12 protein-coding genes are annotated in these 14,269 nt (G+C 56.0%); 1 reads left to right on the forward strand and 11 read right to left on the reverse strand.

Features of this window, described 5'->3' with window-relative positions:
• The 11 genes from AB2B41_RS20815 to AB2B41_RS20865 all read right to left on the reverse strand — a co-directional run bounded on the left by AB2B41_RS20815 (nucleotide 1) and on the right by AB2B41_RS20865 (nucleotide 13,731).
• The gene (locus AB2B41_RS20815) at nucleotides 1-1,746 is read right to left on the reverse strand and encodes a hydantoinase B/oxoprolinase family protein (RefSeq protein ID WP_367879754.1); all 1,746 of its coding nucleotides are present in this window, start codon (nucleotides 1,744-1,746) and stop codon (nucleotides 1-3) included.
• Nucleotides 1,743-3,821, reverse strand: coding sequence for a hydantoinase/oxoprolinase family protein (locus AB2B41_RS20820; protein WP_367879755.1), 2,079 nt, complete (start codon nucleotides 3,819-3,821; stop codon nucleotides 1,743-1,745). The genes AB2B41_RS20815 and AB2B41_RS20820 overlap by 4 nt, the downstream gene beginning before the upstream one ends.
• Nucleotides 3,802-4,188, reverse strand: coding sequence for a hypothetical protein (locus AB2B41_RS20825; RefSeq protein WP_367879756.1), 387 nt, complete (start codon nucleotides 4,186-4,188; stop codon nucleotides 3,802-3,804). The genes AB2B41_RS20820 and AB2B41_RS20825 overlap by 20 nt, the downstream gene beginning before the upstream one ends.
• A 205-nt stretch (nucleotides 4,189-4,393) precedes the next feature.
• The gene (locus tag AB2B41_RS20830; RefSeq protein WP_367879757.1) at nucleotides 4,394-5,176 is read right to left on the reverse strand and encodes a hypothetical protein; all 783 of its coding nucleotides are present in this window, start codon (nucleotides 5,174-5,176) and stop codon (nucleotides 4,394-4,396) included.
• Nucleotides 5,176-5,553, reverse strand: a complete 378-nt coding sequence (locus AB2B41_RS20835) for a hypothetical protein (RefSeq protein WP_367879758.1) — start codon at nucleotides 5,551-5,553, stop codon at nucleotides 5,176-5,178. Before AB2B41_RS20835 ends, AB2B41_RS20830 begins: the two co-directional genes overlap by 1 nt.
• A gap of 72 nt (nucleotides 5,554-5,625) precedes the next feature.
• Nucleotides 5,626-6,555 carry a dynamin family protein gene (locus AB2B41_RS20840; RefSeq protein ID WP_367879759.1) on the reverse strand — a complete coding sequence of 310 codons (930 nt, stop codon included), beginning with the start codon at nucleotides 6,553-6,555 and terminating at the stop codon, nucleotides 5,626-5,628.
• A 12-nt stretch (nucleotides 6,556-6,567) separates the two neighbouring features.
• Entirely contained in the window at nucleotides 6,568-8,649 is a 2,082-nt protein-coding gene (locus AB2B41_RS20845; protein ID WP_367879760.1) for a dynamin family protein, read from the reverse strand.
• A 147-nt stretch (nucleotides 8,650-8,796) separates the two neighbouring features.
• A complete protein-coding gene (locus tag AB2B41_RS20850; protein ID WP_367879761.1) occupies nucleotides 8,797-10,053 on the reverse strand; it encodes a P-loop NTPase family protein in 1,257 nt (418 codons plus the stop codon).
• A 9-nt stretch (nucleotides 10,054-10,062) separates the two neighbouring features.
• Entirely contained in the window at nucleotides 10,063-10,959 is an 897-nt protein-coding gene (locus AB2B41_RS20855; RefSeq protein ID WP_367879762.1) for a PP2C family protein-serine/threonine phosphatase, read from the reverse strand.
• Between the two features lies 1 nt (nucleotide 10,960).
• Nucleotides 10,961-12,235, reverse strand: a complete 1,275-nt coding sequence (locus AB2B41_RS20860) for an FHA domain-containing protein (RefSeq protein WP_367879763.1) — start codon at nucleotides 12,233-12,235, stop codon at nucleotides 10,961-10,963.
• 11 nt (nucleotides 12,236-12,246) lie between these two features.
• Nucleotides 12,247-13,731, reverse strand: a complete 1,485-nt coding sequence (locus tag AB2B41_RS20865) for a serine/threonine protein kinase (RefSeq protein ID WP_367879764.1) — start codon at nucleotides 13,729-13,731, stop codon at nucleotides 12,247-12,249.
• Nucleotides 13,732-13,865: 134 nt separating this feature from the next.
• Between AB2B41_RS20865 and AB2B41_RS20870 the strand changes: the two genes are divergently transcribed.
• Nucleotides 13,866-14,117, forward strand: coding sequence for a hypothetical protein (locus tag AB2B41_RS20870; RefSeq protein ID WP_367879765.1), 252 nt, complete (start codon nucleotides 13,866-13,868; stop codon nucleotides 14,115-14,117).
• The last annotated feature ends 152 nt before the right edge of the window (nucleotides 14,118-14,269 follow it).

The following is a 14,269-nucleotide window of genomic DNA, read 5'->3' on the forward strand; positions in this document are numbered from 1 at the left end:
TCAAACCCCTCGTTTTGCGGCGGTCGCGGCGGCGTCCACCTGCCCGCCGCTTATCACAACACCATATTGGCTCTCGGCACTTTCTTTTGACACGATGCCGTCCAACACGTCTTCTAGAACCGCGGCCGGGTCGCGTTCGAAAGCCGGACCATACCCTCCTGCAGAGGGGCCAATGGCCAGAAATGTGTCGCCCGCAGCAGCCGGACGATAAGGAACCTTGGACACCAGCGACTCGTCCCTGCCATCAGCGCGGATAAGGTGTAATTCGGCAGGTTTGCCGTCGGCGCCGCCCTGAAAGCCCCACGGAGGAAATCTGTGGCCCTCACCTTCGACCGAAAATCCACCCGGCTCAAGAAACTGAAATGCTCTTATGGCGCCCACACCGCCCCGGGTGCGACCAGCACCGCAGGTGTCCTCACGCAGTTCATACTGCGTGACGCGCATCGGCAAGTGGCTCTCGATATCCTCGATCGGGTTGTTGCGTGTATTGGCGTAAAGCGTATCAACCGCGTCCATCCCGTCCTTGGCAAAGCGCCCGCCATAGGAACCTTCGAATATCTCCATGTGCACCCAATGGGTTTCCTCGCGCAGGCCGGAAAAGGCGATAACCTTCAGATTTCCGATCCCGGCAGAGACCTGTTCCGGAACGGCCTCGGCCAGTGCCTTCATTACCGTATCGGCCAGCTGGTTGCCGGGGGTGAACCTGGCAATCACGGGGGCCGGGAAGATCGGGTTGGCAAGGCATCCGCGCGGAGCGATGATTTCGATCGGGCGAGTGAGGCCCGAGTTCTGGGGGATCTCGCCATATATGTCCGAATCCAGCAGAACCGAGCGCACGGTCAACCAGATCGAGATGTCGACCGTTCCGACAAAAGGCATGTTGATGGGCCGGTCGTCGACTTGGGGGGCCGTGCCGGTCAAATCCACCACCATGCGGTCACCGTCGATCGTGATTGTCACCACGATCGGCAGTTCGCTCCGTTCCGGGTCGCCAAGGAAACCATCGATATGCGTGGTCGCCGAGTAGACCCCGTCCGGCACATCACTGATCGCCTGGCGCATCATCCGTTCCGAGTAGTCCATCAGGGCCTCTGACGCGGCACGGATCGTGGCGACATCGTAGCGGGCGATGAGATCGCGGAACCGCTCGGCACCGATCTCGCAGGCCGCGACCTGTGCATCCAGATCACCCACCACCAGCGCAGGCGCCCGGACATTGTCCCGCAGGATCTGCCAGACGGCTTCGTTGCGCACACCCCCATCGACCACCTTGATGGCCTTGAATTGCAGACCCTCAGCATAGACGTCCATGGCGTCGACGATCCCGCAAGACCCGGGCGACAGCGCGCCGACATCCAGATGGTGCGCCGTGGTTCCGGCAAAGCCGACCAGTTCATCGCCGTGAAAAACCGGCATGATCAGCGCAATGTCCGGGCCATGAGACGCCCCGCCGTAAGGATCGTTGTGCATGATCACGTCGCCGGGACGAAACCTGTCGCCCCGGGCGGCAAAGACTTTGATCACGTTCTTTACATAGCCTGGGATGGGACCTGACTGCAGCGGGGTCGACTGGACGGATTCTGCAAGCTGGTTTCCCACATTGTCCGTCAGAGCCGTCCCAAAATCCTCGGATTCGCGGATGATGGACGAATAAGACATCCGCATCAGCTTGTAGCCCATCTCAATCGCGATGTTCTGCAAGGCGCCCTGGATAACGCTGGCGGTGACCGGGTGAATTTGGGTCATGACAGTCCCCCGATTTTGATGATGATGTTGCCCGCGCTGTCCGCGACAAAGCGGTCGCCCGGCCGCACGATGGTTGTGCTGTCTTGCTGCAGGATCACGGCGGGGCCTTGTACCTCTTGATCCAATGGCAAGGCGTCACGTCGGTAAAAAGCAGTGTCCAGTGTTTTCAAATCCGCGCCGACCCGGAAGACCGACGGGCGAGTGGCCACCATTGCGGCCTCCAAAGATCCGCTTGTCGGGGATGTCTGTCGCCTGATCTTCTGGGTTTCGCCGATGCCCGTTACGCGGACGTTGACGATCTCTATGGGGCTACCGGGAAAGGACCGTCCGTACTCGGCCTCGTGCCGGGCTTCAAATTCCGCCCAGACCGCGGCTTCGGCATCAGCGTCGAACGCGCCATTTGGCACTTTGATACGCAGTTCGTAGCCCTGCCCGACATAGCGGACGTCGGCAGTGCGCTTGAAGGTCACGCGAGCCCCATCCACGCCATCGGCGGCGTATTGGGCGAGGAGCGTGGTCTCCATGTCGGCAAACCGTTCCTCGATCTGCGCATGGTCCATGGCATTCGAGAAAACGAACGCCGTACGGATCGCATCGTATTGCAGGTCGGTGGTCAACAAGCCCATGGCGGAGGTGATCCCGGGATGCGACGGCACGATCACCTCGGGTATCGACAGCATCGCGGCAACATCCGCAGCCTGCAGGGGGCCGCCGCCGCCAAAGGCCACCAGTGCGAAGTCGCGCGGATCCAAGCCCTTCTGCACGGTGCGCGACCGTATCGCATTGGCCATGTTGGCATTGATGATCGTGATGACGCCTTCGGCTGCGGCCAGGCGGTCCATGCCCAGTTGCGCCGCGAGCCCGTCCATTGCAGCTTGCGACGCCTTCACGTCCAGCCCCATCTCTCCGCCCAGAAAATTCTCCGGGTCAAGCCGACCGAGCACAACGTTGGCATCCGTCACGGTGGGCTCCGTACAGCCATGGCCGTAGGCAGCAGGGCCCGGGCGCGCGCCCGCCGAACGAGGGCCGACCTTGAAGGCACCGCCCTTGTCCCGATGCGCGATTGATCCACCGCCAGCGCCGATCGTGTGTATGTCGATCATCGGCACCATCAGCGGAAACCCGGCTATCCAGGTGTCCCTCGGGGTCGCCTCAGCAAAGCGACCTTCGGACACGATTCCGATATCGGCGGACGTGCCGCCCACATCGAAAGTGATCAGAGAGGTGCGCCCCGACAGCCCACCGGTCCAGGCCCCACCCAGAACCCCTGCCGCGGGGCCAGACAAAAATGTGACCACCGGGCGCTCCGACACCATCGCCGCCGTCGCGACACCGCCATTCGACGCCATGATATGGAGATCGGCCTTGAGGCCCGCCGTCGCCAGTTCGCCTTCCAGCGACGATACATAGTCACGCACCTTCGGCCCGACAAAGGCATTGATGGCCGAGGTCGTGAACCGCTCGAATTCCCGAAACTGGGGAGACACGGAAGAAGACGTTGTCACGAAGGCCTCGGGATGCTCTTCCAGCACCAGCGCCTTGGCACGCTCCTCGTGGGTTGGATCCAGGAAGGCAAACAGGAAGCACACCGCGATCGAAGTGACCCCTGCGTCGCGCAGTTCCCGCGCTGCGCCTCGGACGGCGTCTTCGTCCAGAGGTACCAGGACTTCGCCTGACGGCGGCACGATCCGGTGCGGTACCGTCTTTCGGTAGCGCCGCTTGATCAGCGGCCGATCCTGCCAGGGAATTTCCTGCTGGATCGAGAAGTGCTGCGGCCTTTGGTGACGCCCGATATGGATGATGTCACGGTAGCCCTCGTTGGTGATCATCCCGCATTCGGCACCATCATGCTCGAGGATCGCATTCGTGGCAGTGGTCGTGCCGTGATAGACATGGTCGATGCTCGCCCTGTCTATGCCGAACCGGTCGCAGAGTGCCGCGATCCCATCCAGGACTCCGCGTGCAGGATTGTCGAGAGTGGTCGGCACCTTGTGAATATAGGTCAACCCACCTTCGGTGTCGTGGAAGACGATATCCGTAAATGTTCCGCCAACATCAACACCGATCAGCCGCATATCCCACTCCTACCTGTTCCGGATTACAGAGGCGGTCGAGCTCTGAAGAAGAAGCCAGGCCGCGTCTCCCCGGGTCAAGGTCATACTCTGGCAATGGATTGTACCGCGCAATTGTGAACTTCGGTGCAGAAGCGACTTTCCTGTTACTGCAGAAAAAAAGATCAAAACTGCCAAAGGTTTCATCCACATTACCGGGCGGCAGTGGCTGATCAGGTTTTGACGCGGTCAACAGAGTACTCTTCCTTCCCGTGTCGGTGATGCGAACCTCTCGGATCGCAACCACACGCATCATTCCTTGCCGGACCAGCACATCAAACTGCCGAGGCTTCTGAGCTTTTTCCTCTGGCTTGTGTCGCATGTTCGCCATTCTTGACCATCGGTTTCCTTAAGATGACGGCGGACCAATTCAGAAGGGACAATTCAATCTCGGCAGCAAACATCGCATCAAACCGATGTCACCAGTATCTAAAATCCTCACGGCTGACATTGCCGCCGCGTTCGTGGAGCAGGTCGATGAAGCGCCATAGTCCTTTCACAGATTGCAGCTCTAGAGAGACGCGGAGCGTCATTCTCTATCCGCGCAGAAGGATTTCCAGGGCGGAGCCGACCCGTTCTGTGCGAACGGCGAAGATAGCGCGTCGGGCCTCTGCCCTTGCCGATAGGATACTGATCTCTTCAGTGAAAGGCAGAATGAAACAGGTCGGCTGCGCATCTTTTTTTGATTCAGAGAGCTTGAACTGGGAAGCGCGGTTTTCCGCTTCTGACGCATGGACGCGGCGCATCGGGTTCACGAGTCTCTCTTCCCCAAGACACAGCTGCTCGTGTCCTTCCAGGTCGCAAACAAGGTAGGACTCGGCGATAGATGACATAACGCTGAAACGGTCCTCACTATCGGAGGTGAGCGTTTCGCACTGCCGCGCTTCGAGGAGTTGCTGACCGGTGCAGCCTGTCCCGAAGTCTCTGAAGTTTTCCCCTCTGCCTGTGGGCTGGAGTGCGAAGGTGCGTCCTGTCGAACATATCTGTTCGATCAACGCCGCAAATTCCGCCGCCGAGGCCGGAGGAGAACAAAGATGTATTTCTACCGGTGCAAGCAAATGGATGGCTCTGAGCTTTCGACGGGAAACGAAGAGACGCGCCGAAGCGATCGCATCGGCGCTTAATGTCAATTCTCGCGGTAGGATGATCTCGTCGATTTTGTCCTTCAGGCTTTGCCAGACCGAGACTTCGTCAAGCTGCAGTCCGCAAGTTATCAGTTCATTCGCCGATGTCACATTGCAGAGCCGATCAATCGCATTTGTGAGCGGTAGCCTGTCGGCGATCGAGCTGTCGTAATCTTGCGGTGCGACCTGTCCCATCAGGCAGCCGGCGCCATCTTCAACAGGAATTCGCGCGCGTGCTTTACCAGCTGCTTGGCCGTGCGCATGTCATTGCAACTGCAAAAAATGACATCCGTATGGTTTTGGGCGGACCGGATGAAAACGTCGTAGCCCTTTGGCGTGGCCATCATCGCGTTGTCGTCAGCTCCGGTTTCAGAGGAGACATCTTGACGCAGAGCATCCACGTATCGAAATGCGCGATTGGCCTGAGCACAGACGTGGTTCAAGCGTTCCTGGGTAAGGCTGCGTTCCGAAACGAACCGAAGCACAAGGCGTGTCTGAAGGTCACCGAGCGCAACAAGCGAACAGCCATCAGCGCTACCCATGATTGCTTTCAAATCCTCATCGATCCGCATCCATACCCCCCAGTTCATTGCAATTGATGCGCACAATCCCGCATGCGGATCGCCTCATATGCTTCGGAAGTCTTAGCCGTTCCCGACCGCTCTGCTTGGCGGGCGGGGCGTCCGCGGTCTGATCTTTGTCTTGATGCGCACTCGTCTCGGTCGTACGTAACCAACGTCGGCTTGATCCAACTCATCCGGGATCTGCATGTCTGAGATTGACGGATCATCTTGCACGACTTCTGCAACATGTTCGACGATGACGGAAGAAGACGCCCCGCCGACAGGCTCTTGGCTCTCCGGTCCTGTTTGCGGCGCATCATGGGATGTGTTTAGGATCAGGGAAATTAGGTGGTCGATGAATCCAGCTGCCCCGCTTTTTTCCCAGATTGAGAAATCATCTCCAGCTTCGATTGCTTGCAAAAGGGAAATGGAGAAGATCTCTTCAAATTTGCCTTTTGTTTCGATCTTCAGGCGCTTCATGACACGCGCGCGTTCGAACTCGTTCTTCAACTTGTCAAATTGCGTCACCAGAAGGATGTTGTTGCCATTGGTCGATGCAGAGATTTCATCCCACATCGCAGCTTCTGATTGTCGCCAGGCTTGAGTTGCATGCGTGCACCATATGACACAGTCGATCTCGGCCAACAGGGGCTGCCAGTTCTCCACCGACATATTGGGATCAGAGATCCCGGGCATATCGATTAGATCACAAACCTGCAGCGTATCCGCAGTGCGGTAGAGGCGGATGAAACGCGTATCGGTCAGGCAGAGGTCATTGATATCATCAAGTGTCACTTCACGTTCTGTACCATCGTGGGACACCGCATAGGCAGCGGGTTCGCCATAGGATATCCAGACAGGGGGTAGACGCGTTGCGGTCACTTTCATCGGAAGTGGCGCCTCTCCAAGGAGGAGGTTCGATAACGTGCTTTTTCCGCTACTGAATTCGCCCAACAGCGCGACCCGCGGCTTATGATCTTGTTGGGGCTCTAAGGCAATTTGACTGGTCATCAACTCTCTCCGTCATGCAGCGATCGGTTGGAAGACCGAGAGCGATTTTTCAATTGTCGTGCGTTTCGCAACTTCGGTCTCGGTCAGAAATAGATCTTGGACACCTGAGGTGTTGGAGGGACGTGTCATCAGCTCCATGAGGATGTCACGTTGCTCGTCCAGAAAAGCTCTCAGAATGTTCGCGGCGTCAGTTTTGATTGCCTCGGTCTGCTCGAACTTGAGCTGACCCATGAGGTCTTGTGTTTCAGAGGTGATCAGTTTCTCAAAATGATTGGCCATGGCCCTTTGGCCCCGCATGCGGCGCCACCACGACGCCCACCAGCTATCATTGAAATCGAGTGCAATCGTTTGACCTAGCATCGCCGGAGGGGGGATATCGGCTGGATTCGGCACGCCGATCTGTATGCCTTCAACTACATCCCCAAACCCTGCATGCAGCAAATGCGCGATCTCGGAGACCGCAGTTTCATAGCGAGCTTTTGCAGTTGATTGAATGCGGGTGCCCATAACCCTGTAGGCTGATCTGAGGAGTATGCGGAGGCTTTCCGGGTTGCATTCCCTTAGAACATTGCATTCCCAAAAAGTTTCTGAGCCGTACCTTTCCAGCTGCTTAACCAGTGATTGCGATGCCGTGGTGACGAATGTCGCGTGCGCCCGGTCTGCGCGGTCACGGAAATCGGAAAGAATGGCCTCAATTTCATTCTCGAGCGCCCGGAGATTGAGCTGGAAGACCCGCTCAAATTCCAGTTTGAGATCTTGCCTATCGCAGCTTGAAGACGGGTCGTTCGCATCAATTTGGACTGTATTTGCAGCCTGTTGTGCGGTCGCCACATTCATTGCTGACATTGCCGTTTTCTGGAGAAACCTCTCTCCGACTTTGTCGACGACGCGCGAAGAAATTGATCGCAGGAGTGCCGGCAGGCCGGACAGCTCCCAGACCATCTCCTGGGGTGTCCGCGTATCAAAATCGGGCTCGATTGAAAACTCCGCCCAGTTCAATAGGGCAGTCGCGCTCTTGTCCCCAAGAGCATCAATCTCACCGGCCAGGGCTTTGTTGGCCCAGTAGGCGCTGCCGAACAGAACCTCTACGTCATCTACCTCAAGATGTGTTCGAAGCGTTTCGCGGACACTGGCTTCTATTTCAGGAATTTGGCTGACTGGATTAGTAAGCTCATCGATCCTGTTCACAAAGATGATAATTTCACGCGTATCGATGTTGGAGATCAGACGGATAAGTCCCATGTCCACCGTCGTGAGGGCCTGACTGGCCGACAAAACCACCACACAGACCTTACTCTCGCGGATGGCGCCGATCGTGACCTGTTCGCGCATCATGAACGTATCGTTCACACCCGGTGTATCGCGCAGACACATTCGGAATGGAAGGGTTGGAGAATTCAGATATAGGTCAGCGGATCGGGTTATGTCCGCGAATTGACCCTGTACTGTCTCATCGTGATGCTCTGCATCAACTTCGAAGTCATCTCCAAGGCAGATGTAACGCTCAAGCAAATTCTTGTCGAAATGCTCGTATTCGTGAGTCTGACCCATGAGCAGCTCAAATTGGCGCCCAAGCCTTCGGCGTGATTTCTCACGCATGTGTTCAATCTGAGACTGAATTCTCTTCAGATCACTTTCTGCGCCTGCGCGCCCTGCGAGTTCTCCAATGCGGCCACCTTTGAGGATGAGCCGGTCCCATTCCTCTTCGGAGACAAACCTGAATCGAGCAGCAATTTCGGGGTGCTCTGTACCAGGGCGCACATGCAGAGACGTCACAACGGATGTCCATGGGTTAACGTCTGAAGGCAAAAGGTCGGGCCAGCCCGCCAAGGCACTGACGAGAGCTGTTTTTCCAGACTTGACCTGGCCCAGAAGTGTTACGCTTGGTTCAAACTCTGCAAGCTGTTTCCGCAGCCTTTGAAGGGACTTTGCATTGCTATCTCCAACGACGCCTGCCAACTCATCGAGAGTCTGTTCGACGGTTTCAACACGATCTGCAAACTCGGCCAGGTGTTCTAGTCCTGACGTCAGGCATTCTGCGCGCATGCCATTTCCCTGATCTATCGCGCGGGTAATTCTGGTATCGATCTTCATCTAAACCTGCCTAGCACTTTGGAACGCGTACCTATGCACGCTGCGGCTTTCCGCAACGGCTTTAGCGCGGCCTGTGATCCTTCTGACGGTACGACTGCTTTATGTCTTTGATAGGGCTGCAACATGGATGGAATTTGCCGCATGTGATCATTGAAGCTGTTTCGATCGTTCAAGAAATTCCATCTTGAGCTGATACAACATCGCAACTGCGTCGGTTGCAGCATCTTCGGTTTTTTCAAGTTTCAGCCGTTGAAGCATTTCCTGTCCTTGTTTTAGGTCGTTTGCGACCTCTCTCACGCACGCATTCTGCACCTCGGGCGTGCAGAAATGACGCGTCAGGTTTGTGAGCGCATCCGTGCAAATTGAGAGAACCTCTTCAGTGTTCGCCTCATCTTGGTACATGTGCTCTGAGAGTCTCGTGCCGCCGGCATTAATGATTTCGATGGCCCGGGCGAACTCAGAACCAATACGGCGCGCATTCTCTTCCACAGGCTGCTCCGTCGCCTTTTTGGGCGCGGTCTGGATGGCGTCATGTTGCCGAAACTGACCGCCCTTACTGGCCGTCAGGAGATTTTCGATGCTCGTATCGGGCCCAAACATGCTGATCAATGCCATCGCCTGATCTCGATCTTCTGATCGACCACGTGCAACCAGGCCAGAGACTGCCGCAATCAATTGACGGCCATCGCTTCCGATCTGCAGAGATGCGCTGTTCTGAGCATCTTTCGTGAACGCGGCGAGGTCTTGACGCAGTGCAACGGGATAGACCGCGTAGAACTCTTCTGCGGCAAATGATTTCAATTCGGAGGTAAGAGAGCCGAGAGCCTCGCATTGGGATTTGGCATCCGCACCTGTCCATACGAGAAAGCTGTGGTCCTTCAAGTGCTGTGGAACCGATTTCCAAAGCTGCCGTTCCGCATCTCCAAATGTGTCGGCGCACCAAAGCACAACATCGGCCTGATCTGAGATCGAGCTTAGCTTTTCACACGCGGCGCTTCCGGGATTGAGCGTTACGATGGCAAAGCTCTGTTCGACCAAGATCGGAAAAGGCAGCTCTTGGCGGATCCGAGCTGTCATGTCTGGAATATCAATGTCGCGCAACAGGCCAGGTCGCCTCGTCGAAGACCCGTCATGTCCCTCAATCTGTATGGCGCACTCCTCACCAAAGGCGACTTCAATCGTGGGTACTTTGTCTGTAGCCGGGATAATTTCTTCGCCAAGAAACAGATTGCACAGGGTGGACTTCCCGCTCTGCGCGGCACCGGTAATAATCGTTCGTACAGGTTGCTGCAGACGCGCAAAAAGCTGTCGCACACCCTCGACGAGATGCGCAGGAAGCAGGTCTTGATCAAGCGCCAATTTCAACGTCCCAGCAATCGGGTCTTCTTTATGAACCGCCGTCAATTTCGCGCCCTATGCGATACCGGTATTGCGCGCTTGTCTGGCTGCATACTCTCTGCAAACCAACCCGGTGCCCGGCCCAAGGGTCGGAACAACCCCACTCTCGACCGACATTGGGACTTCGAGGTCTGACATGTCGATGTTGGGTTCGACCTTGACGATACAACACACCACATTGTCCTGATCGGGATGATCCAACGCGTTGATCTGACCCATTAGGGCGTTTCCAATCGAAGACGCTGGTTCGTTTTGAACGCGTGACACGGTCTGGGAGATTTCTTCATCAGACAGGAACTGGAGACCGTCACTTGCCACGATCAGAATATCCCTGTCCAACAGGGTCACGGGGCTGTCACAACAGTCAATCTGAGCGATCTGGTATCCAGCGATTGCCGATGTGAGTGAATTTGGGTCACAGTTCTTCGCTTCTTCTGGGTCGAGCAGATTGTTTCTTACGAGGTAGTCAAGCTGCCCTTGTAGCGTGTGGGTTTGGTTCAATCGGTAAAGCGTGTTCCGGCGGAATATGTAGAGAGGCGAGTCACCAATTGAGATCCAATAGAGCTTGTCGCGCACGATGACGGGTGACAGAAGCGTCGTCCCCATGCCTTGGGTTTCAGGTCTCGTGTGCGTGTATTTTCCAATGCGTGCGTTTGCCTCAACCGCAGCATCTTCCAGGATGTCCCCCATCCGGCGTTCCAAAAGATCCGGGTTTTCTGACTGCCGCTTTATCGCACTGAACACCCCTGCTACCACAAGTTTGCTGGCGATTTCGCCGCAGGCGTGACCGCCCATGCCATCTCCGAGCACAACAAACCCAACATCAGATCCTTCTGGAAAATCAGATGCAATCGTATCTTCTTGTTGGTTGCGACGGCCTTGGCTCACCACAGTTGCACTATCGAGACGCATGCTACCCAAGGCCTGCGCGCGGTTCGCGGACGTGTTGCGACGCGTCCCAAGAAAAATCTCCTCCGCAGAGCGGGACAAATCTAAGCGTCGTTTCCCCGACGCGGATCATATCCTGTGCCGCAAGCTCTTCGGTACTGAGGACAGGGCGGTTGTTCCGACGCACAATATTCGACTTGCCGCCATGGCCGATGAAGAACGCGTTTTGTTCCATATCGTAGGCAATTGCCGCATGGTTCTCGCGGGAGATTGAGCTGTCTCCAAAATCGATGCGAATGTCTTGGTCCTCTCCCCGCCCAATTTTGGCCACACCCGCCGAAAGCTGGAAGCTGTGGCCGCGCCCGGGGCCATCGACGATAACCAACCAACCAACGGGGAAACGGACCTCTTCTTGAGGCATGTCAACTTCAGACAGCCGTGACATCGGGTCCGTTGCGATGGGTCCAATGTTGAAACCAAGAAGTCGTGTCTTCGCCCGGGAACTCCGGCCTCTTTCCCTGCCGGCTTGCGGAAAAGAAACGCTGTCAGTCCTTTCCCGATGCGTTTCTAACTCTTCGACCATGGCCGGAGGCTGATGCTCATCTATGTGGGTCTCGTCCACCAGTGCTGGTTCTTCGGCCGCCTCTCTGTGCGACCGAGCCATGTCATCCTGTTCATCCAAGAAGGGCGCGGCGTCACGTGTCGGCTCCGGTGTCGGCCGGTGCAGAGCATTCCCTGTCTCGGTCTGAACATGCGAGTTTTCACTTCCTGCGGGCACTGGCTCAACATCCAGAGACGCGTGTTCTCTGTCTTCCGTGTCAACGACGGTGCCAGCAATCTGAGTTGCGAGTCTCTCTTCCAGTTGAGGGGTGATCGTGTGTAATCTGCGACGGCTCGTGGTTTTGTCACTCCCCCAAACGTCGGGGTGTGCCATCTCATCTGAAATCTCCGAGGCATTCTGGTGAGTCAACGGGTCAAAGCTCGTGACCTCCAACTCTTCCACGGACCTGTCTTCGGGTGCGCTTTGGGCTCCTGTTTCATCGGAATAATCCGTGTTCTGGGGTTTGTCGGTCAAATCCCAATCGACGCCTGACTCATGGTCCTCTTGGATGCTGCATGGCAGATCTTGTGCCGCTGAAGCACCGGTTTCTTGGGAAAGCTCAAGTGAGCTATCCTGGACATCGAACTCGGGTCCCGCGCCGGAAGACGATGTGTTCACATCCACGCTTTCGAGCGGTGGCGCTTGTTTTGCGGCGGCCACCTGCTGGTGGCTTTCGATGATATCTCGAATGAACCTCATTCTTTTTCCCTTCAAATCTGTGCTCTGGAGGCCTCAAGTTGCGCTGACCGAAAAAGCCATGCAAAAACAGTGCCGAGTGGACCTCGTGCTGCGGTCCGCTGGTCGTGATCTGCCTCGTGATCGCGATTGTCGTCCAGTTGTTCTGTCGCTTTGGCGCGCCGAGATGCGAGCATGCTCTCCTGCTCCCGCAACCACGCATCGACGTCATGAATGGGGTTCCCAAACAGATCAACTGGCTGCTTGGCCGACTTGGGCTGCGGTTGAACGTACAGCTCTTTCCCCTGCGTTTTTCTGTCGCCTGTCTTTAGCTTTGCTTCATTCACGTCCTTGTTCGTCGCTTCGACGAGTGCAACGATCGAGTCAACGACGGCCTCGGTAAGTTCCACAGGCGTTGTTGGAGCTTCGTTTGGCTGCATCGTGCCGGCCTCAAGGATGTCCAGCCAGTCTTCAGCGGCCTGAATTCTATCCTTTTGCGATATGCTCAGGCACCGATCGATCGTCTCCAGATAGATATGGTCGAAGTCCAGATCCTGTTCCGTGAGACGCTCATATGGATCAGGCTTACCTGACGCGAGGGCTGACACACGTCTTTGGCTGTCTGACGGCACCTCACCCCTAATCAAGTGATAAAATGTTGCCGCAAGCGAGTAGAGATCGCTCGATGCCTGCTGGTCCGTCTCATCGGCGTAGAATTCGTGCGGTGAATAGCCGTCTTTGACAGCGACGAGCGCCGTCAAAGCGCGGTCGTGGCGGATATAATTGTCTCGCGCTGCACCAAAGTCGATGAGTGTCAAATGTCCTGCCTCGTCGAGCATGATGTTATCTGGCGAAATGTCGCGATGCAGAATGCCAAGCCCGTGGATGTATTTGAGGGCGTCTAATGTCTCGCACAAGGCCTTTTGCAGGATCTCCCGGCTCAGTTTTTCGGGGCATTCTTCATGTAGCGTTAAGAGGTCCACCCCCCGAACGTAATCCATCGCCAAATAGGCGGTGCCATTCTCCTCGAATACCTGGTGCACATCGACGATGTTTGAATGCTGTAGTTTGGCAAGCCTCCGGGCCTCTCTGAGAAAATTCTGAATGACGCTGCGAAAGGTTTCTCGTTGAGAGACGGATCGTGTCTTTACGGATTTCTCGCTCCGGACGCAGAGCATCTCCGGGAAACACTCCTTGATCACCACCTGCCGTTCTAGGCTATCGCGCGCCAGATAGGTGATACCGAAGCCGCCTGCGTCTAGCAGCTTCTCTATCCTATATTGATTGCGCAGGAGAGGCGTGCCGACCGGAAGTCCATTGAATTCGATGTTTTCGGCTGTGGTGGCAGTCGGCTGCGGGTTCGCCAGATACGCGAGATTATTCTGATAGCGGTTGCCCGGATGCTGACCGATCTGCTGTTCCGCACGTCGGTTGTTATCATGTGTAAAGGAAGCGTGCTCGCCATAGAACGGCGACGGATGGCAAGTCTGTTCAAGACTGAATGCGCTTGTACTCACCATGGACGCCTTCCGTTTTTCTTGCTCAGATGAGTGATTTAGGTGCGGACGTAGTTTTCGATTTCGACATCTATTATGGTGGCAAAATGCCGCTGCAAGAAGAAATTTCTTGAGAATAATCAAAGTAAGTCAGGAACTTGGCGAATTTCCTGTTTAGCGTGCGCGATACCATAATCGATGGCTCAATTTCGCTGCAATTATCAAGCAATCGTACCGATGTACGCTTATTCTTGCCCAATTTTGACGAATCATTGGTGTTCTATTGGTCTTGTCCTTGGATTGATGCTGACGAACGAATTCGAACCAGTCTCGGTCAGCTCAGTATGGCGGAGGCAACCGCGCATCCGTTCAAAGAGAGAGAAAGAGCAGGCCATCACAAAACAGCTTGAAGCGAGGGGGGCATTACATGCCCTCAACCCTGCACGTTCTTATTGCCTTGCCCGATATTTCGTTTCAGGCGTTGGATGGCTTTGATGATGTGACCGCCCCCCGACGGCATCTATGTGCCAAGGTGGGTCTGCGATGATCCACAAAGGAGGAC

The sequence above is a fragment of the Sulfitobacter sediminis genome (genome assembly GCF_040811725.1).
In the GTDB taxonomy this organism is placed as follows: Bacteria; Pseudomonadota; Alphaproteobacteria; order Rhodobacterales; family Rhodobacteraceae; genus Sulfitobacter; species Sulfitobacter sediminis.